Source organism: Achromobacter pulmonis, from assembly GCF_902859765.1.
Lineage (GTDB): Bacteria > Pseudomonadota > Gammaproteobacteria > Burkholderiales > Burkholderiaceae_B > Achromobacter > Achromobacter pulmonis.
The window spans coordinates 1-24,036 of the sequence record NZ_CADIJV010000009.1 but is presented as its reverse complement, the minus strand read 5'-3'; the positions used below and the strand labels follow the sequence as shown (position 1 = coordinate 24,036).

The window sequence follows — 24,036 nt, the reverse complement described above, 5'->3', positions numbered from 1 at the left end:
CCGGGGAGTACGGCGGTTCAGGTCGACATGCCGATGGCGCGCATCACCAGCCGCAGCGCGCCGGCGGCCAGGCCCAGCGCCGCCACGCCGCCGGCCCAGATCAACAGCAGCCACAGCAACCGGCTGCGCCAGGAAGGCAGGGAGGTCGGCGCGGCCATCAGTGAAACGCCTCGCCGGTGCGCACCTTGCCGCGGAACACATAGTAGGACCAGGCGGTATACATCAGGATAATCGGAATGATGGCGAGCGCGCCGACCAGCGCGAAGCCCAGGCTCTGCGGCGGCGCGGCCGCGGTCCAGATCGACACGTCGGGCGGGATCACGGCGGGCCAGATGCTGATGCCCAGGCCGCTGTAGCCCAGGAAAACCAGGCACAGCGCCAGCACGAACGGCCCCGCGCCGGGCGTGCCGCGCACGCGCCGCATCAGGTCGATGCCGGCGGCCGCCACCAGCAGCGGCACCGGCAGGAACCAGAACATATTGGGCAGGCTGAACCAGCGCTGCGCGATGTGCGGCTGCGCCAGCGGCGTCCACAGGCTGATCGCGGCGATCACCGCCAGCAGCGCCAGCGTCAGCGGCCGCGCCAGCGCGCACATGTGGCGGTGCAGGCGGCCTTCGGTCTTCATGATGAGCCAGGTGCAGCCCAGCAGCGCGTAGGCCGCCACCAGGCCCATGCCGGTGAACAGCGAGAACGGGCTGATCCAGTCCCACGGCCCGCCCTGGTAGGCGCGGCCGACCATCGGGATGCCCTCGATGTAGGCGCCCAGCGTCACGCCCTGGAAGAAGGTGGCGCACAGCGATCCCAGCACGAAGGCGCGGTCCCACAGCGCGCGGTGGCGCGGGTCGGCCTTGAAGCGGAACTCGAACGCCACGCCGCGAAAGATCAGCCCCAGCAGCATGAACACCAGCGGCAGGTGCAGCGCGCTCAGGATCACCGAGTAGGCCAGCGGAAACGCCGCCAACAGCCCCGCGCCGCCCAGCACCAGCCAGGTCTCGTTGCCGTCCCACACGGGGGCGACGGTGTTGACCATGGCGTCGCGCTCCTCGGCGTCGGCGACCAGGGGAAAGAGGATGCCGATGCCCAGGTCGAAGCCATCCATCACCACGTACATCATCACGCCGAACAGGATGATGACGGCCCATATCAATGCAAGGTCGATGCCCATGGCGTCAGGCTCCTTTGAATCCGGGTTGGGCGGACGTCGCGTCCGCCGAGGTGGACGCGGCCGACAGCGGCCGCGACGGTTGGCGCGGCTCGCCCGGGCCGCCGGACAGCGGCGCGTGGCCGGGCGCCGGGGTCGGGCCCATGCGGATCAGGCGCAGCATGTACGACACGCCGGCGCCGAACACGAACAGGTACACCGCCACGAACAGCGCCAGCGTCAGCGTCAATTCGCCCAGGCCGTGGCGGGTGGCGGCGTCGGCCGTGCGCATCACGCCGTAGACGATCCACGGCTGGCGGCCGATCTCGGTGACATACCAGCCGGCCAGGATCGCCACCAGGCCGGACGGCCCCATCCACAGCGCGAAGCGTTGCAGCGCGCGCGACTGGTACAGGCGGCCGCGCCAGCGCGCCCACAGCGCCCAGCCGGCCAGCAGGATCATCAGCATGCCCAGGCCCGCCATGACACGGAATGACCAGAACACCACGGTGGCGTTGGGACGGTCCTCGGGCGGATACGATTTCAGGCCGGGAAACTGGCCGTCCCAGCTGTGCGTGAGGATCAGGCTGCCCAGGCGCGGCAGGTTGAGCGCGTAGCGGGTCTCCTCGCGTGCCATGTCGGGAATGCCGAACAGGGTCAGCGGCACGCCCGCGCCGGGCTCGTTGTCCCAATGGCCTTCGATCGCGGCGATCTTGGCGGGCTGGTGCCTGAGCGTGTTCAGGCCGTGGAAGTCGCCCACCAGCGCCTGCAGCGGCGCGCAAATCGCCAGCATGGCCATCGCCATCGCGAACATCTTCTTCACGGCCGGGCCGCGGTCGCCGCGCAGCAGATGCCAGGCGCCGGACGCGCCCACCATCAGCGCGGTGGCCAGAAACGCGGCGATACCCATGTGCGCCAGCCGGTAGGGGAACGAGGGGTTGAAGATCACCGCCAGCCAGTCGGTCGGCACCACGCGGCCGTCCAGGATCTCGTAACCCGCGGGGGTCTGCATCCAGCTGTTGGACGCCAGGATCCAGGTGGCCGAGACCAGCGTGCCCAGCGCCACCATGATGGTCGAGAAGAAGTGCAGGCCCGGGCCCACGCGCGACCAGCCGAACAGCATCACGCCCAGAAAGCCGGCTTCCAGGAAGAACGCGGTCAACACTTCGTAGGCCAGCAGGGGGCCGGTGATGCTGCCGGCGAAATCGGAAAAGAAGCTCCAGTTGGTGCCGAACTGGTACGCCATCACCAGGCCGGACACCACGCCCATGCCGAAGTTGACGGCGAAGATCTTGGTCCAGAAGTGGTAGAGGTCGCGGTAGACGGTGTTGCGGGTGCGCAGCCAGCAGCCTTCGAGCACGGCCAGGTAGCTGGCCAGGCCGATGGTGATGGCCGGAAAGAGGATGTGGAAGGAAATGGTGAACCCGAACTGTATCCGGGCAAGTAGTAGCGCGTCGCTATCCATGGCGGGTGATTCCTGACTTCAAGGCCCGCGCGATCCTGCCGCCGAGGGGCGGCGCGCGCGGACAGGCCGATGCCTGCCGCGCCAGAATAGGTCCGTGACACTGTGCAGTACAGATTCAGACGGCGACGAAAAAAGCGGATCAGTTTGGCGCGGCGGTCACGCCTCGATCCGGATTCCCATAGGGAAAACGAGGTGGATGCGATGAGGGGGGCAGATGACGGCGTTACAAAAAAAACGGCGCAGCGGTGAGGCTGCGCCGCTCGATCCGGCCGCCGCGCAGGGGCAACTGGCGGCGGGCCCCGTCAGGTTGCCTGCGCGGCGCGCTGTCGCTGGCGCAGCGCCGTGACGGTTTCGCCGGCCACGCCCCAGCTGTCGGTGTCGACTTCCTCGATGACCACGAACGTGGCCTGCGGGTCCTTGCCGAGCACACGGACCACCAGGTCGGTGGCGCCCTTGATCAGCTCGGCCTTCTGCTCGCGTGTGGCGCCTTCGCGGGTGATCTGGATGTTGATGTAAGGCATGCGGATTCCTCGATGTAGGCCGGCGCGCGCGCCGGCGGGGCTTGTCAAAGGGCTTACCAACGACCGGCCGCGGCGCCGCCATCGACGGGCAGGATGGCGCCGGACGTGAACGACGAATCGGTCAGGTACAGCACCGCATCGACCACGTCGCGGGTGTTGCCGCGGCGGCCGGACGGCGACAGGCGGTCCAGGAAATCCGTGTCGCCGCCGTCATGCATGGGCGTCTCGATGATACCCGGGGCGACCGCGTTGACGCGGATGTTGTGCGGCGCCAGTTCCAGCGCCAGCGCTTCGGTGGCCTGGTTCAGGCCGCCCTTGACCAGGACCGGCAGCAGCGCGGGCACCTGTTGCTGCGGTTGCAGCGCGATGCTGGCGGTGATGTTGACGATGTGGCCGCCGCCGTGCGCCGCCATGTGCGCGGCGGCCTGCTGCGACGGGTAGAAAAAGCCCTTGAGGTTGGTGCTGAACAGCGCGTCGGCGTCGTCGGTGGTGTACTCGCCCAGCGGCTTGGCGATGAAGATGCCGGCATTGTTGACCAGCACGTCGACCTTGCCGAAGGCCTGCGTGGCGCGTTCGAACAGGGCGCGCGCGGTGTCGGGGTGGCCGATGTCGCCGGCCACGCCCAGAAAGCGCGGCGGGTTGCCCAACTGGCGGGCGGCGTGGGCCAGGCGTTCGGCGCTGCGGGCATTGCCCACCACGTTGTCGCCGCGCTCCAGGTAGGCGCGGGCGATGGCCAGGCCGATGCCGCTGGAGGCGCCGGTCACGATGATGGTCTTGGTTTGCTTGGACATGTGTGGACTCCGAGATAAGAGGGGGTAGCGCCACTCTACTTATGACTCGAAACGTGATAAACACATCAAATATCAAATCAATGAATACACCATGTAATGAATTGGGTGGCCGCGCTTCGGCCGGTTCGACGCGCGGCCGAACCGCCGCGGTGAACCCCGCGCGCGGTTCCGTCATGCACGAGGACATGTCATGCAGCGCCGTTTTGAAGACCTGATGCTGGGCAGCGTCGAACTGTTCTGTCTGGCGGCCGAACTGCAGAGCTTCACCGCCGCCGCCAATGCCGCGGGCGTGACGCCGGCCGCGGTCAGCCGTTCCGTGTCGCGGCTGGAAGAGCGCCTGGGTGTGCGGTTGTTCGTGCGCACCACGCGCCAGATCCGCCTGACCGCCGCCGGCCAGCGCTACATGGAGCAATGCCGTTCGGCCCTGGCCCTGTTGAACGAGGCCGAGCGCGAGGTCACCGGCCAGCAGGCCGAGCCGGCCGGCAAGCTGCGCATCAGCCTGCCGACGCCGTATGCCCATCACCGCGTGCTGCCGCTGCTGGGCGAGTTCCGCCAACGCTATCCGCTGGTGCAGGTCGACGTCCACATCAGCAACCGCAACATCGATTTTGCCGAGGAAGGCTACGACCTGGCGATCCGTGGACGCCTGCCGCCCGATTCCAACCTGGTGGCGCGCAAGCTCGAGGACGCGGAGGTGGTGCTGGTCGCCGCGCCCGGCTATCTGCGGCGGGCGGGCACGCCGCGTACGCTGGAGGACCTGCGCGAGCACGACTGCATCCAGTTCGAACTACCCAGCACCGGCCGCGACATCCCATGGATCTTCATGCGCGATGGCCGCCAGATCGAGCTGCCGACCACCGGCGGCACCCGCTGTTCGGGCGACGTGCTGGGCGGCGTCAGCCTGGCGCGCCATGGCGCCGGCTTGTTCCAGACTTATCGCTTCGTGGTGCAGGACGACCTGCGGCGCGGCGATCTGCTTGAAATCATGCCGGCGTTCGGTGGCGCCTCGCGCGCATTCACCCTGCTTTATCCCCATGTGCGCCATGTGTCGCTGCGGGTGCGGACGTTCGTGGATTTTCTGCTGGAACGCCTGCGCCCGTGAGCGCCGCGCGCCGTTGCACGCGTTGGCTCAGCCACACGCTGGCCACCACGATCGCCATGCCGGCTGTCTGCGCCGCGCTCAGGCGCTGGTCCAGCAGCGCCCAGCCCAGCAGCACCGCCGACACCGGGCTTAAAAAGCCCAGCGACGACACCACCGCGGGCTCCAGCCGCGCCAGGCCGCGGAACCAGATGACGTAGGTCAGCGCGGCGCCGATGAGTCCCAGGTAGGCGATGCCCAGCACGTTCAGCATGGTCGGCGCGGGCAGCGCCGGTTCGGCCAGCAAAGCGAGGGGCACGAGCAGCACGCCGCCCGCCGTCAATTGCCAGGAGGTGAACGTCAGCGCCGACACCGGCGGCTGCCAGCGGCGGCTCAGCACGGTGCCCAGCGCCATTGACGCGGCGCTGGCCAGCCCGGCGGCCACGCCCACCGGATCGAGCGCCGCTTTGGGGCCGAGCACCAGCAGCGCCACGCCGCCGATGCCGGCCAGCGCCGCCAGCACCGCCAGCCCGCGCACCGGCGACCCAAGCAAGGCGCGCGCCAGCAGGATCACCACCAGCGGCTGTATCGCGCCCAGGGTCGCGGCCACGCCGCCCGGCAGGCGGTAGGCGGCCACGAACAGCAGCGCCCAGAACACGGAGAAGTTCAGCGCGCCCAGGATCGCGGTGCGCAGCCACCAGATGCCGTGCGGGAGCTGGCGCACGGCCAGCAGCAGCAGGATGCCGGCGGGCAGGGCGCGCAGCATCGCCACGGTCAGGGGATAGCCCTGCGGCAGCATCAGGGTGGTGACGACGTAGGTGCTGCCCCAGATGGCGGGGGCGGTGGCGGTCAGGAGCAGGTCGGTGCTGCGGTTCATAAGGCGTTCCTTCAGGCGGGCGCGCGTGGCGCCAGAGGCAGTACCGACAGGCTAATTGAATCGCTTCATGGCGATAATATGCATTTCAATCGTTAGATAATTCACCGCTGGTAAATAATAGCGCCCATGGACCATCTCACCGCCCTCAAGGTCTTCCGCCAAGTGGTCGAGCAAGGCGGCTTTGCCGCCGCCTCGCGCCAGGTGGGGTTGTCGCCCGCCGCCGTCAGCAAGAACATCGCCGAACTCGAGGCGCACGTGGCGGTGCGCCTGCTGAACCGCACCACCCGTCGCATGAGCCTGACCGAGGCGGGGCGGCAATACTACGAGCAGATTGTCCGCGTCCTGGATGACCTGCACGAAGCCGAGATGTCCCTTGGGCCATTGCAGCATGAACCCACCGGCACGCTGCGCGTCAGCGCGCCCATGTCGTTGAGCCTGACGCTGTTGTCGACCGCCATGCCGCGCTTCCTGGCGCGCCATCCGCGCCTGTCGCTGGACCTGCATCTGGAGGATCGTCGCATCGACCTGGTGCGGGAAGGATTCGACGTAGCCATCCGGGGCAGCGACCGGCTGGAAGAATCGAGCCTGGTGGCGCGCAAGCTGATGACGCTGGAACATGTGCTGTGCGGCGCGCCGGCCTACCTGCGCGAGCACGGTGAACCGCAGCAGCCCGCCGACCTGCGGCGCCTGGAGTGCGTGCGCTTCACGCTGTCCGGGCATGCCGATGAATGGACCTTCCAGCGCGGCGGCCAGCTCGAACGGGTGCAGGTGCGGGGACGCTACAAGGTCAATTCCAGCCTGGCGGTGCGGGATGCGTTGCGCGCCGGATTGGGCGTGAGCCTGGTGCCGCGCGTCTACGTGCAGGCCGACCTGGAAAGCGGCGCGCTGCGCCGTGTGTTATCCGACTGGACGCCGGCGAAAACCGACGTCTACGTGGTCTATCCCTCGCGCCGCCACATGGTGGCGAAAGTGCGCGCGCTGGTCGACTTCCTGATCGAGGAAATGGCGTCGCCGGCAGCCTGAGGCCGGCGGCGGCGCCAGCGTTGCGCGGCCCGCATCAATACATGTGCTGCCCGCCGTTCATGGCGACATTGCTGCCGGTCATGAACGCCGCCGCGTCGCTGCAGATAAATGCCACCAGCGCGGCGATTTCGGCGGGCTGGCCCAGCCGGCCCAGCGGGATCTGCGGCAGGATCTTCTCCTTGAGCACGTCCTCGGGCACCGCCTCGACCATGCGCGTGGCCAGGTACCCCGGCGATACGGTGTTGACCGTGACGCCCTTCCTGGCCAGCTCCAGCGCCAGCGACTTGGTGAAGCCATGGATGCCGGCTTTCGATGCGGCGTAGTTGGTCTGGCCGAAAGCGCCCTTGGAACCGTTCACCGACGAGATGTTGACGATGCGTCCCCAGCCGCGGTCGGCCATCGGCCCGCACAGGGGTTGCGTCATGTTGAACATCGAGTCGAGATTGCTGTGCAGGACGTCGTGCCAGTTTTCGTAGCTCATCTTGCGCAGGCTGGCGTCGCGGGTGATGCCGGCGTTGTTGACCAGGATGTCGATCTGGCGGCCATCGTCGGCCAGGCGCCGCGCCAGCGCCTGGCATGCATCGTAGTCGGCCACGTCGATCTTGACCTGGTCGAAGCGGCGTCCCTGGCGGGCCTCCTCGTCGATCCAGGCCCGGGCGCCGGCTTCGTCCGAGTGATAGGTGACGATGACGTCGTGGCCGGCGTCGTGCAAGGCCAGGGCGATGGCGCGTCCCAGGCAGCCGGTGCCGCCGGTGACGAGCGCGGTGCGTTTAGTCGCCATGGCGTGCTCCGAACTGGCTGGCTTCGCGCATGGCCGAGCAGGCCGAGGTCATCTGGTCGAAATAGGAGGACCACATGCGCGTCAGCGGCGATTCGGCCAGGCCGCCGCTGGCCGCGGCCGAGGCGCTGCGCAACCAGCCGCTGACGGCTTCGCTGACGCCCGCGGCCAGCGCCGCCTGGTCTTCCAGCGCGGCGTGGGTGATGGCCTGGCTGGCCTCGAGCTGGCTCTGCCATTGCTTGCGCGTGACCTCGCCCAGCGCGGGAGCGATGTTCTGCCAGTTGCCGTCGAGTTTGAGCGGCGCCAGCGTTGACAGGTACTGGCCGGTGCCGTCGCTGGCCAGGCGCTGGCCCAGTTGCAGCCAGCGCTGCTGGCTCTCGCGCGCCAGTTCGCCCAGGCGTTGGCAGTAGGCGGCGTTGGCGCCGGCGAGGTCCTGGGGCGTGGAAGCGGTTGTCTTCTTCATCATGCGTCCTTTTAAGAGTGAGTGGTAAGGGGCAACGAATGCACAGGCCTCACGCCATCTGGCTGAGGGTCTTGCGGAAACGGGTCAACGAGAAGGCGAACAGGACGCTGCCGATCAGCGCCAGCGCCAGGAACGGTTGCCAGACGACGCTCAATCCCGCGCCGCGAAAGAGAATGGCCTGGCCGAGTTCCACGAAATGGGTGGTGGGGGCGGCCAGCATGATGTTCTGCACGAATTCCGGCATGCTCTCGCGCGGCGTGGTGCCGCCGGACAGCAGTTGCAGCGGCAGCAGCACCAGCACCAGCAGCATGCCGAATTGCGGCATGCTGCGCGCAAGGGTGGCCATGAAGATGCCCATGGAGGTGGTCGCGAACAGATGCAGCGCCACTCCGGCCAGGAACAGCGCCACCGATCCCTCGACCGGCACGTGCAGCAGGCCACGCACGACGAATGTCAACGATAGCGCAGCGGACACCAATACCACCAGCCCCATGGACCACACTTTCGCCAGCATGATCTCGGTGGGAGTAACAGGCATGACCAGCAGGTGTTCGATGGTGCCGTGCTCGCGTTCGCGGATCAGGGCCGCGCCGGTCAGGATGATGGACAGCATGGTGACGTTGTTGATGATCTCCATCAGGCTGCCGAACCACGCCTGGGTCAGATTCGGGTTGAAGCGCATGCGCACCGCCAGGTCCACCGGCAGTTCGGTCGGCTTGCGGTAGCGCTGGACGAATTCGTTGATCTCGTCGGTGATGATCTGCTGGATGTAGCTGCTGCCGGTGAACGCCTGGCTCATGCGGGTGGCGTCCACGTTCAGCTGGATCTCGGCCGGCCTGCCGGCCAGCACGTCGCGCTGCAAATTGGGGGGCACGTTGACCACGAAGGTATAGCGCCCGGCGTCCATGCCGGCGTCGGCCTCGGCCAGGTTGACCATCGCCGGCCGGGTGAAATGCGGCGGATAGAACGCCGAGGTGATGCGCGCGGACAGGGGCGAGGCGTCCTCGTCCACCACCGCGATCGCGGCGTTGTGCAGCGATTCGGGCACGGCGGTGGCGGCCGTGTAGATCATCAGCGTGAACGACACGCAGATCAGCACCAGCATCATCGGGTCGCGCGCCAGGCTCCACAGTTCCTTGACGCCCAGGCGGAAGATATTGGCGGCATGTCGCGGCATGGCTCAGGTCTCCTGCTTTCTCAAAAGGAGTGTCGACGCGCCCAGGATCACGGGAATGGCGACCAGCAGCGGCCAGAACGATCCCTGCAGATTGGAGAAGTCCAGCGCCTTGCTGAACACGCCGCGGCTGATGGTCAGCATGTGCGTGGCGGGGTAGACCTGGCCGATCAGCTTGCCGGCGCCTTCCAGCGACGATACCGGGTTGAGCAGGCCGGCGAACTGCACCGCCGGCACCAGCGTGCCGATCATGGTGAAGAACAGCGCGGCGATCTGGCTGCGGGTGAAGGTCGAGGCCAGCAGACCGATGGCGGTGGCCACCACGTTGTAGATAAAGGCCGCCGCCAGCAGGGTGGCGAAGCTGCCGGTGATCGGCACTCCGAACAGGGTCACGGCCATCAGCGCCATCAACAGGAAATTCAGCATCGCCAGCGCCACGTACGGCGCTTGCTTGCCCAGCAGGAATTCCAGCCGCGTCACCGGGGTGACGTACAGGTTGATGATCGAGCCCAGTTCCTTCTCGCGCACCACCGCCAGCGCTGTCAGCATTGCCGGCATCATCAGCAGCAACAGCGGAATCACGGCCGGCACCATGGCCGGCAGGCTGCGCACATCCGGGTTGTAGCGAAAGCGGGTTTCGATGCCGACCTGCTGGGTGGCTGCCGCGCCCAGGCGTTCGCGCGCCTGTTGCTGCAGCCAGCCCTGGTGCATGCCGAGCACGTAGCCGCGGATGGTTTCGGCGCGCTGCGGCATGGCGCCATCGATCCACACGCCGATCTGGGCCTTGCGGCCGCGTTCGGCGTCGCGCGCAAAGCCCTGTGGAATCTCGATCGCCAATGACAGTTCGCCGCTGCGCATGCGCGCGTCCATGTCCTGGTAGCTGGTGATGGGGGGCTGCTCGATGAAGTAGCGCGATCCCGCCAGGTTCAGGCTGTAGTTCTGGCTCAGCGCGGTCTGGTCGCGGTCCATGACGGCATAGCGCAAGTCTTCGACATCCAGGCTGATGCCGAAGCCGATCACGAACATCAGCAGCAGCGACCCGGCCAGCGCCAGGGTGGCGCGCACCGGGTCGCGGCGCAGTTCCAGCGCCTCACGCCACATATAGCTGTACATGCGCTGCAGACTGAAGCCGCGCATTTCTTGGGCCGGTTCCGCGGCCTCCTGCGTCGGCCCGGCCGCTGCCGCCGCGCCGGGTCGGGTGCCCGCGCCGGCGTCGACCAGATAGGCGATGAAGGCCTCTTCGAGCGTGCTGGCGCCGCGCATCCGGGTGATCTCGTCGGGCGCGGCGCTGACCAGCACTTTGCCCGCATGCATCAGCGACATGCGGTCGCAGCGCTGGGCCTCGTTCATGAAGTGGGTCGAGATGAAAATGGTGACCTGGTCCTGCCGCGCCAGCGCGATCAACAGGCGCCAGAAGTTGTCGCGCGCCACCGGGTCCACGCCCGAGGTCGGTTCGTCCAGGATCAGCAGCTCGGGCTTGTGCACCATGGCCACCGCCAGCGACAGGCGCTGGCGCACGCCCATGGGCAGTTTCTCGGGCAGTTCGTCCAGCGCTTCGCCCAGATCGAAGCGCGCTACCATTTCGTCCACGCGCGCCGGGATGTGCGCCTCGGGCACGTGGAACAGCCGCGCGTGCAGCACCAGGTTCTGGCGGACGGTCAGCTCGCCATAAAGCGAGAATGCCTGCGACATATAGCCGACACGCCGGCGCGTGTCGAGATCGCGCGGGTCGACTTCGGTGCCGAACAGCCAGGCGCGGCCCTCGCTGGCCGGCAACAGGCCGGTCAGCATCTTCATGGTGGTGGACTTGCCGCAGCCGTTGGAGCCGAGAAAGCCGAAGATCTCGCCCTTGCGGATACGGAAGTTGACGTGGTCCACCGCGACGAAGTCACCGAAGCGCATGGTCAGGTCGCGCGCCTCGATGGCAATGGGCGCGTCGTCGCCCAGCGCCAGCGGCGTGATCTCGACGGGCTTGTGCCCGCGCCGTTTCTCCTCGGGCAGCAGGGCGATGAAGGCGGCCTCCAGCGATCCCGTGCCGGTGCGCTGACGCAGTTCGTCCGGGGTGCCGGTGGCCAGCACGCGGCCGTCGTCCATGGCGATGAGCCAATCGAAACGCTGCGCCTCGTCCATGTAGGCCGTGGCGACGATCACGCTCATGCCCGGGCGGTCGCGCCGGATCTGGTTGATCAGGTCCCAGAATTGCGCCCGCGCCAGCGGGTCGACGCCGGTGGTGGGTTCGTCCAGGATCAGCAGGTCGGGGTCGTGGATCAGCGCGCAGCACAGGCCCAGCTTCTGCTTCATGCCGCCGGACAGCTTGCCGACCGGGCGCGACAGGAACTCGGCCAGGCCGGTGCTTTGCGTCAGGCTGTCGATGCGGCGGCGCCGCTCGGCCGCGCCATGGCCGAACAGGCGGCCGAAGAACTGCAGGTTCTCTTCCACCGACAGGGTGGGGTAGAGGTTCTTGCCCAGCCCCTGCGGCATGTAGGCGATGCGGGGGCAGACGTCATCGCGGTGGCGCTTGTCGGCCATGTCGCCGCCCAGCACCTGGACCGTGCCGGTCTGCACCGCGCGCGAGCCCGCGGCCAGCGCCAGCAGGCTCGACTTGCCCACGCCGTCCGGGCCGATCAGGCCCACCATGCGGCCGGCCGGGATGTCCAGCGAAATGGCGTCCAGCGCCAGCGTCTTGCCGTAGCGCAGCGATACCCCCGACAGCTTGACCACCGGAGCGGGGGAGGCCGTCGTGGTCGCGGTCATCACGGCACCTTGACTTCAAGGTTGGCGGGCCACTGCGCATCGGCGTCCAGCTTGAGCCAGGCCACGCCGGGCAGGCCGGTCTTGACCTGGCGCAGGTGCTGGCGCAGCAGCTCGGGGTCGATCTGCGCCTTGACGCGGAACATCAGCTTCTGCCGCTCGGTGGCCGTCTCGACCGTCTTGGGCGTGAACTGCGCGGTGCTGGCCACGAACGATACCTTGGCAGGAATCACATATTGGGGCGCCGCGTCCAGCACGATGCGCACGTCCTGGCCCAGGGCGACGCGGCCGGCGGCCTGCTCCGGCAGGAAGAACGTCATGTAGACATCGGCCAGATCGACCATATTCAGCACCTTGCCGCCGGCGCCCAGCACCTCGCCGGCCTGGGCCACGCGATACTGCACGCGGCCGTCGCGCGGGGCGCGCAGTTCGCTGTCGGCGATATCGGCCTCGATGCGGGCAATGGTGGCCTGCGCCGCGTCGATCGCCGAGCGGGCGCCCACCTGCGCGGCGCGGGTGGCGTCAATGGCGGCCTGCGCCGCGTTGACCTGCGCGCGTGCGGCGTTGACCGCGGCCTGCGCGCTGCGCACCCGGGCGCGGTCGTCGTCCAGCTCCTGAATCGACGAAGCGCCTTCCTTGGACAGGGTCTCGGACCGCGCCAGGCGCCGGCGCGCGGCGTCCAGTTCGCTTTCGCGCTGCACCACCACGGCCTCGGCGGCGAGCTTGTCGCTTTCGCGCTGCGCCACCTGCGCGGCGGCGCTGGCGGCGTTGTTGACGGCCTGCTGGTACTGGGCGCGGGCCTCTTCGCGTTGCGCCTGCAGCGTGTCGATCTGCATGCGGGCCAGCGGCTGGCCGGCGCTGACGAAATCGCCCTCGGCCACCAGCACGTCCTGCACCCGTCCGGCCAGTTTGGTGGCAACGTCGACCTCGGTGGCCTCGATGCGGCCATTGCCGCTGATGAAGCCCGGGCCGGGGCCGGTGTCCGACAGCATGCGCCAGCCATAGTAGCCGGCGGCGGCCAAGACCGCGATCGCAAGCAGGGGAATCAGTTTTCGGGTGGGCAGCTTCATGGTGCGTATCCTGTATTGATCGGCGCGGGGGCGGTGGCAGCGGGAGCCGCACCGGCGCGGTCTGGCGTCGCGCGCCCCGCCGGCGGGGCGGATGCCGCTTGCGGCGAGGGGGCGGCCGGCGTCGCCACGCGCGTGCCGCCGCCAAGCGCGGCATACAGCCCGACCCGTGCCGCCAGCAGGGCGCGGCGCGTCTGCACCAGCGCCTGCTGCGCCGCCAGCAGGTCGCGCTGTGCGTCCAGCACCTCCAGGTAGGGCGAGGCGCCGTGGTCGTAGCGCAGCTTGGCCAGGCGCGCGCGCTCGCTCTGCGCCTGCACGGTGGCGCGCAATACCTGCACCTGTTCGGCCAGCCAGCGGCGTGCCGACAGCGCATCGGCCACATCCTTGAAGGCGCTCTGAATGGCGCGTTCGTAGCCGGCCACCGCCTGGTCGCGGCGCACCTCGGCCAGGTCCAGATTCGCGCTCCGGCGCCCGGCGTCGAACAGGGGCAGGTCGAGGCTGGGCGCGAAGTTCCAGGCGCGGCTGCCGCCGCCGAACAGGCCATCCAGTTCGGCGCTGGCGGTGCCGAACGCGCCGGTCAGCGTGATGCGCGGAAAGAAGGCGGCGCGGGCCGCGCCGATGTTGGCATTGGCGGCGCGCAGTTGGTGTTCGGCGGCAACGATGTCGGGCCGGTTGGCCAGCAGGTCCGAGGGCAGCCCGGCTGGCAGGTCGCGCATCACGCTGTCGTCGTCCAGGCCCGCGCGCGGCAGTGGCAGGGCCAGCGGCTCGCCGGTCAGCAGTTCCAGCGCATGGGCTTGCGTGGCGCGGGCCTGCTCCAGCTCGGCGCCGAGCGCCCGCGCCTGCTGCCATAGCGTTTCGACCTGGGTCAGGTCCAGCTTCGAGATCGATCCCACCTCGAAGCGGCGGCGGAAGATGCGCAGCGATTCCTCGCGCGAGGCAATGGTGGCGCGGGTCAATGCCAGCCGTTCGTCCAGTTCGCGCAGCGACAGGTAGCTGTCCGCGACCTGCGTCACCAGGCTGAGCGTGGCTGCCTTGGCGGCCGCGTCGGAGGCAAGGTAGTTCTCCAGCGCAGCATCCTTGAGGCTGCGCACGCGGCCCCAGAAATCCAGTTCCCAGGCCGCCATGCCCACGCCTACCTGGTACTGGCTGGTCACTTGCGGCTGGCCGGTGAGGTTCAGGTCGCCCGGCGTGCGGGCGCGGGCGCCTTCGGCCTGCGCGCCGATCGTGGGGAACTGGTCGGCGCGCTGGATGCCGTAGAGCGCGCGCGCTTCCTCGACACGCAGCAGGGCCACGCGCAGGTCGCGGTTATACGCCAGGGCGGCGTCGATCAGGCCCTGCAGCACGGGGTCGGTGAAGTAGTCGCGCCAGCCGATCTGCGCCGCGTCCCGCGCGGTGGCGCCGGGCGTGGCGGAGGCGGCCTGGCCGGGATAGACGGCGGCCACCGGCGCCGCGGGCCGGACGTATTGCGGCGCCATCGATACACAGCCCTGCGCCAGCAGCGCCGCCAGGATGGCCGGCGCCAGGCGGGCGGCGCGCCGCAGCGGAAGGGGGCGGCGGGTCATGCTCATTTCTCCGTGACGTAAATGCCCGGCGCATCGTCCAGCGCCGGATAGCCCTTGCGCGCGGCGCCGAGGCCGGGGGGGCTGACCGGCTTGCCAGAGCGCGCGTCCAGCCAGGCGAGCCAGTGCGGCCACCATGAGCCCTCGTGCGGCGCGGCGCCGGCCAGCCAGGCGTCCGGCGTCAAGGCCGGTTCACCGGCCGCGCGCAAGCGGCTGCGGAAGTGCCGCCGCGGATGCCCTGGCTCGCTGACGATGCCGGCGTTGTGGCCGCCGCTGGTCAGCACGAACGTCAAGGGCGCCGGCGCCAGGCCATGCAGCTTGTAGACCGAACGCCACGGCGCGACGTGGTCGGTTTCCGTGCCGACGCAGAATATCGGCAGGCGCAGGTCCTGCAGCCGCACCGGACGGCCGTCCACGAGATAGCGGCCGGAAGCCAGGTCATTGTCCAGGTACAGGTGGCGCAGGTATTGGCCATGCATGCGCGCCGGCATGCGGGTGGAATCGGCGTTCCAGGCCTGCAGGTCATTCATGGGGCGGCGCTGGCCCAGCAGATATTCCGAGATCATGGGCGCCCACAGCAGTTGCTGCGCGCGCAGCAACTGGAACGCGCCGCTCATCTGGCGCGCGGGGAAGTAGCCCAGCGCCGCCATTTCCGTCTCTATCAGCGCCACCTGGTAGGCGTCGATGAACAGGCCCAACTGGCCGGGCTCGCTGAAGTCGGTCTGCGCCGCCAGCAGGCTCAGGCTGGCCAGGCGCCGGTCACCGTCGCGCGCCATGGCGCTGGCGGCCATGGTCAGCAGGGTGCCGCCCAGGCAGTACCCCACCGCGTGCACCGCAGCGCCGGGCACGATCGCCTCGATCGCCGCCAGCGGCTCGCGCACGCCCAGGCGCAGGTAATCGTCCAGGCCCTGGTCGCGGTCGGCGGGCGTGGGATTCTTCCAGGACACGCAGAACACCGTATACCCCTGATCGACCAGATAGCGGATCAGTGAGTTGTGGGGCGACAGATCCAGCACGTAGTACTTCATGATCCAGGCCGGCACGATGAAAATCGGCTGGGGGCGCACGCGCCCGGTGGTGGGCCGGTATTGGATCAGTTCGGCCAAGGCATTGCGCAGCACCACCTTGCCCGGCGTGGTCGCGACCTCATGGCCGGGGCGGAAGTGTTCGGCGCCGACGGGCGGCTGCCCGCTCCATTGCCGCACGCCGTCTTCCCAGGCGTTGTAGGCGCCGCGCAGCAGGTTGACGCCGCCTTCGCTCAGGGTCTGGCGCCACACCAGGGGGTTGGTATAGGGATTGTTGTCGGGGGCCAGCGGTTCCAGCCACAGGCGCGCCGCGAACGCCGCCAGTTGGCGCTGGTGCGCGTCCGTCAGCGGCAGGGCGCCCGCCCACGCATCCCAGCCCTGCTGGGCCAGCTCGAAACCCTGTCGCCACAGCGCGAACGGCCACTGCTGCCAGGCCGCATCATCGAACCGGCCTGCGGGTCGCGCATGCTGCTGGGGGGGGCGCTGGGGGCATGATCGGCATGGTGGCTCCGGGATGCAAGAGCGGCGGGAGTGCCGCTCGAGGAACGGTTTGTCGCGCAACCGGGCGATGGCCCTGGGGTCGGACAAATCCGACTTCTTGATCATTGTGCCGCCGCCCTCCTGGGCTCTCCTTGATCAGGATCAAGATAACGACTGACCGGTCGGTTTTTAATGGAGGGGTCGGCGCGCGGCATGGCCACGCGTCGATTCGCACAGGGAGCAGTGGTGATGAGCACGCAACGTTTGCGTCTGCCTCCGACCGTGCGCGTCGAGCAGATTCTTGACGCCGCGCTGCAGGAGTTCTCGGCCGCCGGCTATGCCGGCGCACGGATGGATGACATCGCCTTGCGCGCCGGTTTGTCCAAAGGCGGCCTGTACGCGCATTTCGCCAGCAAGGAAGAGGTGTTCGAAGCCCTGCTGGCGCGTTATCTGAGTCCGCCGCGGATCGATGCCCGCGCCCTGGTTGACGGGTCGGACACGCCCCGTCAACTGGCCGAGCGTATCGTCAATCACCTCCATGCCAGCCTGGCGAATCCGGCCATGATTACCGCCATGCGGCTGCTGCTGGCCGAGAGCGCGCGCGTGCCGCACCTGGCGCGACGCTGGCGCCAGGCGACCGTCGACGCGCATCTGGCCGATATCGCGCAATTGCTGGCATTGGCCCGCGAGCGCGGCCTGTGCGGCGATGGCCCGGCGCTGCGGCACCCCTGGCTGCTGCTGTCGCCGGTGGTGCATGCCATCTTCATGGCAATGCTGCCGGGACCGGACGAGCGTCTCAACCTGCCCGAACGGCGCGAGGCGCATGTGGCGATGATCTGCCACTTGCTGTAATGGCAGCCATCCTGGATGCGGGGTGCGCAGCGGATGCGTCACCCTGTATCCTTGCGTCACTCCATGACTGAACGCAGCGAGGACGATGTGCCTACCTCAGGAATGACGGTCCGCGTACCGTCCTGGCGCTATTTCCCGGTGGCCCTGGCCCTGGTGCTGCCCGCGCTTGGCTGCATCGGCTGGAGCTGGCTGTACGCATTGAACAGCGAACGCGCGCAGGCCGCCACGGTGGGGCGGATCGTGCGGGTCCAGACCGAGCAGATCCTGACGCACGCCCTGGATATCCTGCCGCGTGTCACCGCCTTGGCCGCGCAGCCTTGCCCGGCCGTGCATGCCAGTCTGTTGCGTTGGGGGACGCTGAACCCGTATTTCCGCTCATTGCTGCTGGTCCGGCGCGATCGCATCTATTGTTCCTCCGTGCTGGGCGACGTGGACTATGACACCGGCACTTTCCCGCGCTGGCCGGTCGGCACGCCGCCGACGCAGTGGTTTGTCAGCGTGACGGGGACGCCGCTGGCCCCCGAGCGGCCGGCCCTGCTGCTGGGCATGGCCGGGGAGGACGGCCGTGGCGGGGTGGTGGTGATCGATGGCCGCTACGTGCAGGATCTGCTCAACGCGGTGTCGTCACTGGGGGCCTACCAGTTGGAGGTGACGCTGGGCCGGGGCGCGCCTATCCGCAGCGAGGCCTGGAGCGCGGCGGCTTCGGAGCGGCTGTTCGCATCGTCCGAGCCGATTGCCGGTCGCGATGACCTGAGCGTCACGGTGATGGCGCCGGCCGAAACCGTGGTGCGGGCCTGGCAGCAATTGTTGATCGCCTATCTGCCAGTGGCCTTGCTGTGCGGTGCGTTGCTGGCCTTCGGCGCCTACCGCCTGCAGGTGAGCCGGCAATCGTTCAAGGAACAATTGCGGCGCGCCATGCTGGCCGGGGAATTCCACGTTGAATACCAGCCGGTGTATGGCAAGGTCACCGGCCGGTGCGAAGGCGTCGAGGCGCTGATGCGCTGGCACCGCCCGGGAGTGGGCCCGGTGCGGCCCGACATCTTCATCGCGGCGGCCGAGGCCGAGGATATGATCGTGCCGCTGACGCAGCATCTGCTCAAGCTGATCCAGCGCGACATGCAGGGCTGGGCGACGCCGCCGGATTTCCACATCGCCGTGAATGTGGCGCCCGAACACCTGTCGAGCACGACGCTGGTGGCGGATATACAGGCGTTTCGCGCCGCCATCCGGCCCTCCCTGATGGTGCTGGAGATCACCGAGCGCAGCCTGATCACCGACAACGGCCAGGCCCGCGCCAACCTCGACGCGCTGCGCGCGCAGGGCGTGTTCGTGGCCATCGACGATTTCGGCACGGGCCATTGCTCGCTGTCGTACCTGCAGAAATTCCCGGTCGACTACCTGAAGATCGACAAGGGTTTTGTGCACGCCATCCAGCCCACCGGGGAAGAGGCGCCGGTGCTGGACGTGATCATCACACTGGCGCATCGCCTGGGCCTGGCCGTGGTGGCCGAAGGCGTTGAAACGCCCGAGCAGTTCAACTATCTGACGCAGCGCGGCGTGGCGTTCATTCAGGGTTACCTGTTTGCCCGGCCCATGCCGGCGGCCGATTTCGTGCGGTGGTATGCCGAGAAAGCGGCGCAGCCGCCGGTGCCCGCGGCGTCATAGCGCGCGCAGCGGCAGGTTCAATAACGAAAAGCGGTTTCCCAGCGACCACAGAACCCCGCCGCGCCCGCCTGGCGCGAAGGCCGCGCCGCGGCAGGGCCGTTCGTCCGGGTCGGCAGCGTGGCCGCATGGGGCTGAAAACACGAAGTACAGCAGCACGGCGAGCAGCAATGCCAACGCCAGGGAGAGGCGCATGATTTTCCTTTTTCAGGATAAAAAATTATTGTAAAACGATAATTTATTGCTACACTACAGCAACTTAATTTCCCCAGCAATGTCATCCGGAGACCGCCATGACAACCGCGCCGACCTCTTCATCCGCCCCGCAGACCTCGCCCCCCGCCAGCGGCGCGCGGCGCCTGGCCCGCATTCGTGGGCTGTCGCGCTGGATGCGCGGCCTGCTGGTCGTTGCCGCGGTGATCCTCGTCGCGGCGCTGGTCGGCATGTGGTTCTTCACGCCCGAGGCCGTGCTGGCCCGCGGCCTGTATTCCTTTCTCGGCGTCACGGCGCCGGCCTATACGGAACCGGCCGCGCCTGTCGCGTTGCCGCGCCTGCACCTGGGGCCTGCGTACCGGGTGCTGGGCTTTGTCTTGTTCGGGGTGGTGGCGGCGTTGGCGTTGCGCGCCATTGCGCATGCCCATGCGATGTTTTCCGACTTCAGCCGCGGCGATGTGCTGACCGTGACCTCGGCCCGGCACCTGCGTGGCATCGCCTTGCTGGTCACGGTGTTCAGCGTCGCCGTGCCGGCCTTGAAAACCGTGTTGATGTTGGCGCTCACGCTGGCCAACGGGCCGGGCGGGCGCTACATGATGGTCGGCATCGACGTCAGCGACATCCTGCTCGGCTTGCTGGGCGGCCTGTTGTTCACGCTGGCCTGGGCCATGGAAGAGGCGGCCCAGGTCGCGGAAGAGAACCGGGGATTCATCTGATGGCGATCATCGTACGGCTGGATGTGATGCTGGCGCAGCGCAAGATGAAGGCGCGCCAACTGGCCCAGGAGATCGGCATTACCGAGCCGAATCTGTCGCTGCTCAAATCGGGCAAGGTCAAGGGCATGCGCTTCGATACGCTGGAGCGCATCTGCGAAGTGCTGCAGTGCCAGCCCGGCGACCTGCTCGAATATCAACCGGGCCCGGCGCCGGGCGACGCGGACCCCGACTGACGCCGCTTCCACTTTGCCAATTTCCGCCGCGCGCCCGGTCCGAAGCCGGGCGCCGGGTTCCCACGTCTTCTCGATGGATGCCTGCTGTCATGCAAACCTTGTTCGCGCTGTCCCGCGATACGCTGCGTATCGCTTCCCTCATGGCCTGCGCCGCCACGCTGGCGGCCTGCGCACCCACCGCGCTGGCGCCCGGCGCCGCCGCGAGCGTGCGCATTACCCACAACGAACCCGGCAGGGAATGCGTCTTCCTGGGCGATGTGACCGGCAGCCAGGGCAATTTCCTGGCCGGCGCGATCACCTCCAACGCCGACCTGGAGACCGGCGCGCGCAATGACTTGAAGAACCGCGCCGCGGCCATGGGGGGAAACGTGGTGTATCTGTTGACGCAACGCGCCGGGCAGACCGGCGGCAAAGATCACGTGGAACAGACCAATGTCACGCTGTCGGGCAACGTCTATCGCTGTGGCTGACGGGCGTTGGCCGTGACGGCGCCGCGCACTCGGCGCGGCCCGCGCCGGCCGTCTCAGCCCGCCTTGGCGTGGGGCGTGGCCTTGGCGAAGAACAGGTCGGTGATCGACTGGCTGTCCAGCGGCTCGCCGGTGATGGTGCGCGCCAGCAGCTCGGCGCCCAGCAATTGCACCGAAAACACCAGGTCGGGCTGCACCCGCCGGATCTTCTCCAGGTGCTTGCTGGTGTTGACCAGGGCCACCGTCTTGGCGCCCTGTTCGCCGCTGGCCTCCTTGGCGGCCAGCACGATGAACGCGTTCTCCGCGTCGTCCTCGCGTAGCGCCAGGACGTAGCGCGCGCGGGCGACGCCAGCGCTGCGCAGCACCTCGACGCTGGAGGGGTCACCCTCGATCAGGTCGGTGGCGGCGGGGTATTCCTGTGGCAGGCCCGGGGGCACGATGACGGTGACCTCGTCGCCACGGCGGCGCAGGCCGTCGTAGACGCTCATGGCCAGGGGCGTGGCGCCGGCGATGATGATATGGTTTTTTCTCATGGCGATGGAAAACCGGCCCTTCACCAGCCGCTTCAGGTTGCCGCCTATCACCGGGCCGGCGATAGCGCTGATGGAGGTAGCGAAGACGGTGATGCCAAGAATGATAATCGACGCGGTGAACAAGCGCGCCGCGTTGCTGTGAGGAGTGATGTCGCCATAGCCTACGGTCGACATCGAGACGATGGAGAAATACAGGGCGGTGGCCGCGTCCTCGATCGGCGGCTTGAATTCCTCGCCAAGGTAGAGCGTGCCGAAGACTGCATAGATCAGCAGCGACAACATACTGACCAGGGCGAACAGCGAGCCGGCGGTGACGCTGGCACGGTCGAAGCGGCGCCAATAGGCGATCAGCGCGATCACCAGCACCAGCGTGTAGACACCCAGGCCGATGCGTCCGCTTTCGCCCAGGATGGCGAAGGTGCCCACGCCGATCAACAGCACCAGCGAGAAGGCCCAGGCGATGCGCGCCTTGAGGATCAGGCCGAGGGCGATGACCTGCAGGCCGACGCCCAGCACCAGCCGGGGGATTTCCAGCAGGCCCACCACCTGCATCAGGTCGCGCCAGTTATCCAGCGCCAGCCAGAAGGAGTACTCGCGCGCGCGCACCTCGCGCAGCACCGGGTGCATGAAGGCATAGCCGTCCAGCGCCACCAGGACGGCAAGGCACCAGTTGGGGGGAACGAGGGCGAGCAGGCGGCGTAGGCGGCGCGCAAGGCTGGTCAGGGGATTGGGCATGTCAGGGGATCCTTTGCCAGCATTCTATCGGTCCACGCGGCGGCCTTGCTATATCTGATATGTATAGAAGGCTATCAACAAAGAATTACTTGAATTGCGCCTGGCGTCCTAAACTTCCTTCATCACGCGGCTATCCGGAAGGAACGCCGCTGATACGGGCGACAAGCCCGCCAGTTGTAGCGGCGGACGAAATCCCCGGGCGTTATCACGCTGCAGCTTGGGCGGGGACTAGAGACCCTGGCCGGGCTCACGGCCAGCCCGTGCGTGAGCAGTATGAGGCACGAATGTTGGAATCGCGTGATCCAGGTAGAAGGCATCAGTGCCGGCTGATGACTCCAGGCTCACGTGTTGTTTTAGCGCGGCGTCTTACCTTCGGGGCAGCGCCGCGTTTTTTTCGCCTGCCGCCAGCCAATCGTTAGCGTATCAGTAAGTTGACGCGTTCGCATCCACGGCGGCGCGCCGCCAGCTTCCCAGTCCGTCCGGACGGCTCTCCTCCCCCCCCTCCCGCGGTTCCAGTTCCAGCGCGATATCCGCCGCGAACATGTAGCCCCAGCCATGTACCGCCCGGATCGGCAGCGTCATGTGCTGGGCGGCGGCCTTGCGCCGCAGGCGGCTGATCATCACGTCGACGAAACGGCGCCGCGTGATGGCGCCATCCGCGTCTTCGGCGCCGTCCGGATAGAACGCGTCGCGGCTGACCTTGCGATCAGGCGCCTGGACCAGGCGCGTCAGGAAATCGCGCTCGCCCGTGGTCAGCCCCAGGCGGTGGCCGGCGGGGCTGATCAGCGTCCAGCCTTTGTTGGCGAGCCGCCAGGATTCCTGCAGCGGTTCCTCGGGCGTCGGCTCGGCGGCCGGATCGGACAGATCCAGGCCGACGGCGCGCCGTACCAATGCCTGCAGCACCGCCGCCAGTTCCAGCCCGGTCACCTCCGGCGGCAGGCAGGCGTCGGCGCCGCAAAGCAAGGTGCGGATGCGGTTTTCCTCGCTGCCGAACGGCGCGATGGCGACAATACCCAGTCCGCGGTCGATGGCGCGCAGGCGCACCGCCGCATTGTGGATGTCGGGCAGGGGGGCTTCCAGGATGATCAATGGGCTGGGCCGGCGCGAATAGCGGTCGTAGACGTCGGCCAGGTCGTGGCAGCGCCGCACGCCGAAGCCCAGATGGGACAGGGCTTCGACCAACCGGGCATGGCGGGCGTCGGCCTGGCCCAAGAAAATGACATCCAGGGTGTTGTTCATGGATGCCCGCCTGTGCTTGCGCCTGCGACCGCCCGATCCTTGCGTGTCATGCCCGTCTCCCTGTGCTGCGCCACGATGTGGCGGCATCTGGCGATGTTGTCTGATGGCGGGCGAAGGTCTTGAACTATTGATCCGAGTCTGGGCCGCGGCAGAAGCCGCGGTCGCGGTCTGGGCGGCGCTTGGCTCGAGCGCGCTGCGCTCTGGCCGCCGATGGTCCGATTCCGCATGGAAGTCACGCCCGTGTTTCATTTAAACACGGGCGTGTTTTTTTGTGAAGATACGTTTCTGTAGTTTCTACTGGTAACAGTGCCGAGAGCGGATATTCCGGCGAAGCGCTTGAAACGCTGTTTGTTTACGCGATTGCGACGACAGGATATTAAGTATTACCGATACATTATTTTCTATTTTTGCATGATGAAAGGTCATAAACTCGGGCGCGGTTTTATCGTGGCGGCTGTCCGCCGTCCAACCGGGCGAAGGCCTCGCTGGGGGCCTGCGGTGCAAGCGCAAGTCAATGATAGAAATGGATTTTTTCGATAGGGCCAGGGCCGTGGATGAGGTCCTGCAAGCCATGCGCCTGACGGGCCGGGAGAGCCTGCCGCGATTTACGGATTAGCCCCCGGAATTGGGGTGTAATCGGTTTATTTGGCGGCAGTATTGAGATGTTTTAATCAAATAAATAAATTCATATTAATGTCTCAGGTTGATCGATTGGACACGTTTAGCCATCGTCTGCGCAATGCAAGAATGCTTCAGGGATGGACACAGAAGGACTTGGCAGTCGCAAGCAACCTGTCGCAGAGCGCCATTGGCAACTACGAAAGCGGCCAGCGCCTGCAGCCCTCCAGCGAGGCCCTGATCAAGTTGACCCGCGCATTGCGGGTCAATCCCATGTGGCTGAGCACCGGCGAGGGGCCGATGCTCAATCCCGGTTACGCCGAAGCCGTCACCCGCGCCGGAGAGCATCCGGAGCCGCCGCCCTGGCCGTTTGAAACCGTGTCGTACGCCACCTGCGCGCGCTTGAGCCAGCAGGAAAAGCGCCAGATTGAGCAGGTGCTGGCGGCCTATATCAAGGCACGCGGCGAATAGTCGACGGCGCGTGCCGTATCGGCGCGGTGCCGCCCGAGGCGCGCGGCCGCGCGCGTGCCCCGGCCGCGGGCGTCGCATCGGCCGCTAGCGGGGCGCGGGGCAAG

Annotated in this window: 24 protein-coding genes; 8 read left to right on the top strand and 16 right to left on the bottom strand. The window is 67.8% G+C overall.

Annotation, left to right across the window (positions count from 1 at the left end; translation table 11 throughout):
* Positions 1-17: 17 nt before the first annotated feature.
* From HV701_RS09930 to HV701_RS09910, 5 genes are all read right to left on the bottom strand, one after another.
* On the bottom strand, positions 18-158 hold the full coding sequence (locus tag HV701_RS09930; RefSeq protein WP_006391468.1) for a DUF2474 family protein: 141 nt from the start codon (positions 156-158) through the stop codon (positions 18-20).
* The gene (cydB, locus tag HV701_RS09925; protein ID WP_175132900.1) at positions 158-1,165 is read right to left on the bottom strand and encodes a cytochrome d ubiquinol oxidase subunit II; all 1,008 of its coding nucleotides are present in this window, start codon (positions 1,163-1,165) and stop codon (positions 158-160) included. Before cydB ends, HV701_RS09930 begins: the two co-directional genes overlap by 1 nt.
* Before the next feature lie 4 nt (positions 1,166-1,169).
* On the bottom strand, positions 1,170-2,606 hold the full coding sequence (locus tag HV701_RS09920; RefSeq protein ID WP_175132899.1) for a cytochrome ubiquinol oxidase subunit I: 1,437 nt from the start codon (positions 2,604-2,606) through the stop codon (positions 1,170-1,172).
* A gap of 302 nt (positions 2,607-2,908) precedes the next feature.
* Positions 2,909-3,127, bottom strand: coding sequence for a tautomerase family protein (locus HV701_RS09915; RefSeq protein ID WP_006391465.1), 219 nt, complete (start codon positions 3,125-3,127; stop codon positions 2,909-2,911).
* Between the two features lie 53 nt (positions 3,128-3,180).
* Positions 3,181-3,918 carry an SDR family NAD(P)-dependent oxidoreductase gene (locus tag HV701_RS09910; RefSeq protein ID WP_175132898.1) on the bottom strand — a complete coding sequence of 246 codons (738 nt, stop codon included), beginning with the start codon at positions 3,916-3,918 and terminating at the stop codon, positions 3,181-3,183.
* A 190-nt stretch (positions 3,919-4,108) separates the two neighbouring features.
* Between HV701_RS09910 and HV701_RS09905 the strand changes: the two genes are divergently transcribed.
* The gene (locus tag HV701_RS09905) at positions 4,109-5,020 is read left to right on the top strand and encodes a LysR family transcriptional regulator (RefSeq protein WP_175132897.1); all 912 of its coding nucleotides are present in this window, start codon (positions 4,109-4,111) and stop codon (positions 5,018-5,020) included.
* Here the strand turns inward: HV701_RS09905 and HV701_RS09900 are convergent.
* The gene (locus HV701_RS09900; RefSeq protein WP_175132896.1) at positions 4,935-5,873 is read right to left on the bottom strand and encodes an EamA family transporter; all 939 of its coding nucleotides are present in this window, start codon (positions 5,871-5,873) and stop codon (positions 4,935-4,937) included. The genes HV701_RS09905 and HV701_RS09900 overlap by 86 nt on opposite strands.
* Before the next feature lie 126 nt (positions 5,874-5,999).
* Between HV701_RS09900 and HV701_RS09895 the strand changes: the two genes are divergently transcribed.
* Entirely contained in the window at positions 6,000-6,896 is an 897-nt protein-coding gene (locus tag HV701_RS09895) for a LysR family transcriptional regulator (RefSeq protein WP_175132895.1), read from the top strand.
* 34 nt (positions 6,897-6,930) lie between these two features.
* Here the strand turns inward: HV701_RS09895 and phbB are convergent, their stop codons facing one another.
* From phbB to HV701_RS09860, 7 genes are read right to left on the bottom strand one after another with little or no spacing between them, the layout of a single operon-like run.
* Positions 6,931-7,677, bottom strand: coding sequence for an acetoacetyl-CoA reductase (gene phbB, locus HV701_RS09890; RefSeq protein ID WP_175132894.1), 747 nt, complete (start codon positions 7,675-7,677; stop codon positions 6,931-6,933).
* On the bottom strand, positions 7,667-8,140 hold the full coding sequence (locus tag HV701_RS09885; protein ID WP_175132893.1) for a hypothetical protein: 474 nt from the start codon (positions 8,138-8,140) through the stop codon (positions 7,667-7,669). Before HV701_RS09885 ends, phbB begins: the two co-directional genes overlap by 11 nt.
* Before the next feature lie 46 nt (positions 8,141-8,186).
* Positions 8,187-9,314 (bottom strand): ABC transporter permease, encoded by a 1,128-nt coding sequence (locus HV701_RS09880; RefSeq protein ID WP_175132892.1) that lies wholly within the window; start codon positions 9,312-9,314, stop codon positions 8,187-8,189.
* Between the two features lie 3 nt (positions 9,315-9,317).
* On the bottom strand, positions 9,318-12,065 hold the full coding sequence (rbbA, locus tag HV701_RS09875) for a ribosome-associated ATPase/putative transporter RbbA (protein ID WP_175132891.1): 2,748 nt from the start codon (positions 12,063-12,065) through the stop codon (positions 9,318-9,320).
* Entirely contained in the window at positions 12,065-13,132 is a 1,068-nt protein-coding gene (locus HV701_RS09870) for an HlyD family secretion protein (protein ID WP_175132890.1), read from the bottom strand. Before HV701_RS09870 ends, rbbA begins: the two co-directional genes overlap by 1 nt.
* On the bottom strand, positions 13,129-14,691 hold the full coding sequence (locus HV701_RS09865; RefSeq protein WP_175132889.1) for an efflux transporter outer membrane subunit: 1,563 nt from the start codon (positions 14,689-14,691) through the stop codon (positions 13,129-13,131). The genes HV701_RS09870 and HV701_RS09865 overlap by 4 nt, the downstream gene beginning before the upstream one ends.
* A gap of 2 nt (positions 14,692-14,693) precedes the next feature.
* A complete protein-coding gene (locus HV701_RS09860) occupies positions 14,694-16,319 on the bottom strand; it encodes a PHA/PHB synthase family protein (protein WP_175132888.1) in 1,626 nt (541 codons plus the stop codon).
* A 123-nt stretch (positions 16,320-16,442) separates the two neighbouring features.
* Here HV701_RS09860 and HV701_RS09855 point away from each other — a divergent pair, with 123 nt between their 5' ends.
* Both HV701_RS09855 and HV701_RS09850 read left to right on the top strand, forming a co-directional pair.
* A complete protein-coding gene (locus HV701_RS09855) occupies positions 16,443-17,045 on the top strand; it encodes a TetR/AcrR family transcriptional regulator (protein WP_175132887.1) in 603 nt (200 codons plus the stop codon).
* Positions 17,046-17,108: 63 nt separating this feature from the next.
* On the top strand, positions 17,109-18,710 hold the full coding sequence (locus HV701_RS09850) for an EAL domain-containing protein (RefSeq protein WP_336885391.1): 1,602 nt from the start codon (positions 17,109-17,111) through the stop codon (positions 18,708-18,710).
* On the opposite strand, the gene HV701_RS09845 is transcribed toward HV701_RS09850, so the two are convergent.
* The gene (locus HV701_RS09845) at positions 18,705-18,902 is read right to left on the bottom strand and encodes a hypothetical protein (protein ID WP_175132886.1); all 198 of its coding nucleotides are present in this window, start codon (positions 18,900-18,902) and stop codon (positions 18,705-18,707) included. The two genes, HV701_RS09850 and HV701_RS09845, sit on opposite strands and share 6 nt — an antisense overlap.
* 98 nt (positions 18,903-19,000) lie before the next feature.
* Between HV701_RS09845 and HV701_RS09840 the strand changes: the two genes are divergently transcribed.
* From HV701_RS09840 to HV701_RS09830, 3 genes are all read left to right on the top strand, one after another.
* Positions 19,001-19,636 (top strand): DUF2975 domain-containing protein, encoded by a 636-nt coding sequence (locus tag HV701_RS09840; RefSeq protein ID WP_175132885.1) that lies wholly within the window; start codon positions 19,001-19,003, stop codon positions 19,634-19,636.
* Positions 19,636-19,869, top strand: coding sequence for a helix-turn-helix domain-containing protein (locus HV701_RS09835; protein ID WP_175132884.1), 234 nt, complete (start codon positions 19,636-19,638; stop codon positions 19,867-19,869). The genes HV701_RS09840 and HV701_RS09835 overlap by 1 nt, the downstream gene beginning before the upstream one ends.
* A gap of 89 nt (positions 19,870-19,958) precedes the next feature.
* The gene (locus HV701_RS09830) at positions 19,959-20,339 is read left to right on the top strand and encodes a DUF4156 domain-containing protein (protein WP_217467956.1); all 381 of its coding nucleotides are present in this window, start codon (positions 19,959-19,961) and stop codon (positions 20,337-20,339) included.
* Positions 20,340-20,392: 53 nt separating this feature from the next.
* Here HV701_RS09830 and kch read toward each other — a convergent pair whose 3' ends face one another.
* Entirely contained in the window at positions 20,393-21,592 is a 1,200-nt protein-coding gene (gene kch / locus HV701_RS09825; RefSeq protein WP_419761644.1) for a voltage-gated potassium channel protein, read from the bottom strand.
* A gap of 435 nt (positions 21,593-22,027) precedes the next feature.
* Complete coding sequence (locus HV701_RS09820) at positions 22,028-22,843, bottom strand: response regulator transcription factor (RefSeq protein WP_175132882.1); 816 nt, start codon at positions 22,841-22,843, stop codon at positions 22,028-22,030.
* 693 nt (positions 22,844-23,536) lie between these two features.
* On the opposite strand from HV701_RS09820, the gene HV701_RS09815 reads away from it, so the two are divergent.
* Entirely contained in the window at positions 23,537-23,932 is a 396-nt protein-coding gene (locus tag HV701_RS09815; protein WP_175132881.1) for a helix-turn-helix domain-containing protein, read from the top strand.
* Positions 23,933-24,036 lie beyond the last annotated feature (104 nt).

Coding starts and splice junctions, on each gene's coding strand:
- HV701_RS09930 (WP_006391468.1), bottom strand. CDS start 158: ATGGCCGCGCCGACCTCCCTGCCTTCCTGGCGCAGCCGGTTGCTGTGG.
- cydB (WP_175132900.1), bottom strand. CDS start 1,165: ATGGGCATCGACCTTGCATTGATATGGGCCGTCATCATCCTGTTCGGC.
- HV701_RS09920 (WP_175132899.1), bottom strand. CDS start 2,606: ATGGATAGCGACGCGCTACTACTTGCCCGGATACAGTTCGGGTTCACC.
- HV701_RS09915 (WP_006391465.1), bottom strand. CDS start 3,127: ATGCCTTACATCAACATCCAGATCACCCGCGAAGGCGCCACACGCGAG.
- HV701_RS09910 (WP_175132898.1), bottom strand. CDS start 3,918: ATGTCCAAGCAAACCAAGACCATCATCGTGACCGGCGCCTCCAGCGGC.
- HV701_RS09905 (WP_175132897.1), top strand. CDS start 4,109: ATGCAGCGCCGTTTTGAAGACCTGATGCTGGGCAGCGTCGAACTGTTC.
- HV701_RS09900 (WP_175132896.1), bottom strand. CDS start 5,873: ATGAACCGCAGCACCGACCTGCTCCTGACCGCCACCGCCCCCGCCATC.
- HV701_RS09895 (WP_175132895.1), top strand. CDS start 6,000: ATGGACCATCTCACCGCCCTCAAGGTCTTCCGCCAAGTGGTCGAGCAA.
- phbB (WP_175132894.1), bottom strand. CDS start 7,677: ATGGCGACTAAACGCACCGCGCTCGTCACCGGCGGCACCGGCTGCCTG.
- HV701_RS09885 (WP_175132893.1), bottom strand. CDS start 8,140: ATGATGAAGAAGACAACCGCTTCCACGCCCCAGGACCTCGCCGGCGCC.
- HV701_RS09880 (WP_175132892.1), bottom strand. CDS start 9,314: ATGCCGCGACATGCCGCCAATATCTTCCGCCTGGGCGTCAAGGAACTG.
- rbbA (WP_175132891.1), bottom strand. CDS start 12,065: ATGACCGCGACCACGACGGCCTCCCCCGCTCCGGTGGTCAAGCTGTCG.
- HV701_RS09870 (WP_175132890.1), bottom strand. CDS start 13,132: ATGAAGCTGCCCACCCGAAAACTGATTCCCCTGCTTGCGATCGCGGTC.
- HV701_RS09865 (WP_175132889.1), bottom strand. CDS start 14,691: ATGACCCGCCGCCCCCTTCCGCTGCGGCGCGCCGCCCGCCTGGCGCCG.
- HV701_RS09860 (WP_175132888.1), bottom strand. CDS start 16,319: ATGATCAAGAAGTCGGATTTGTCCGACCCCAGGGCCATCGCCCGGTTG.
- HV701_RS09855 (WP_175132887.1), top strand. CDS start 16,443: ATGAGCACGCAACGTTTGCGTCTGCCTCCGACCGTGCGCGTCGAGCAG.
- HV701_RS09850 (WP_336885391.1), top strand. CDS start 17,109: ATGACTGAACGCAGCGAGGACGATGTGCCTACCTCAGGAATGACGGTC.
- HV701_RS09845 (WP_175132886.1), bottom strand. CDS start 18,902: ATGCGCCTCTCCCTGGCGTTGGCATTGCTGCTCGCCGTGCTGCTGTAC.
- HV701_RS09840 (WP_175132885.1), top strand. CDS start 19,001: ATGACAACCGCGCCGACCTCTTCATCCGCCCCGCAGACCTCGCCCCCC.
- HV701_RS09835 (WP_175132884.1), top strand. CDS start 19,636: ATGGCGATCATCGTACGGCTGGATGTGATGCTGGCGCAGCGCAAGATG.
- HV701_RS09830 (WP_217467956.1), top strand. CDS start 19,959: ATGCAAACCTTGTTCGCGCTGTCCCGCGATACGCTGCGTATCGCTTCC.
- HV701_RS09820 (WP_175132882.1), bottom strand. CDS start 22,843: ATGAACAACACCCTGGATGTCATTTTCTTGGGCCAGGCCGACGCCCGC.
- HV701_RS09815 (WP_175132881.1), top strand. CDS start 23,537: ATGTCTCAGGTTGATCGATTGGACACGTTTAGCCATCGTCTGCGCAAT.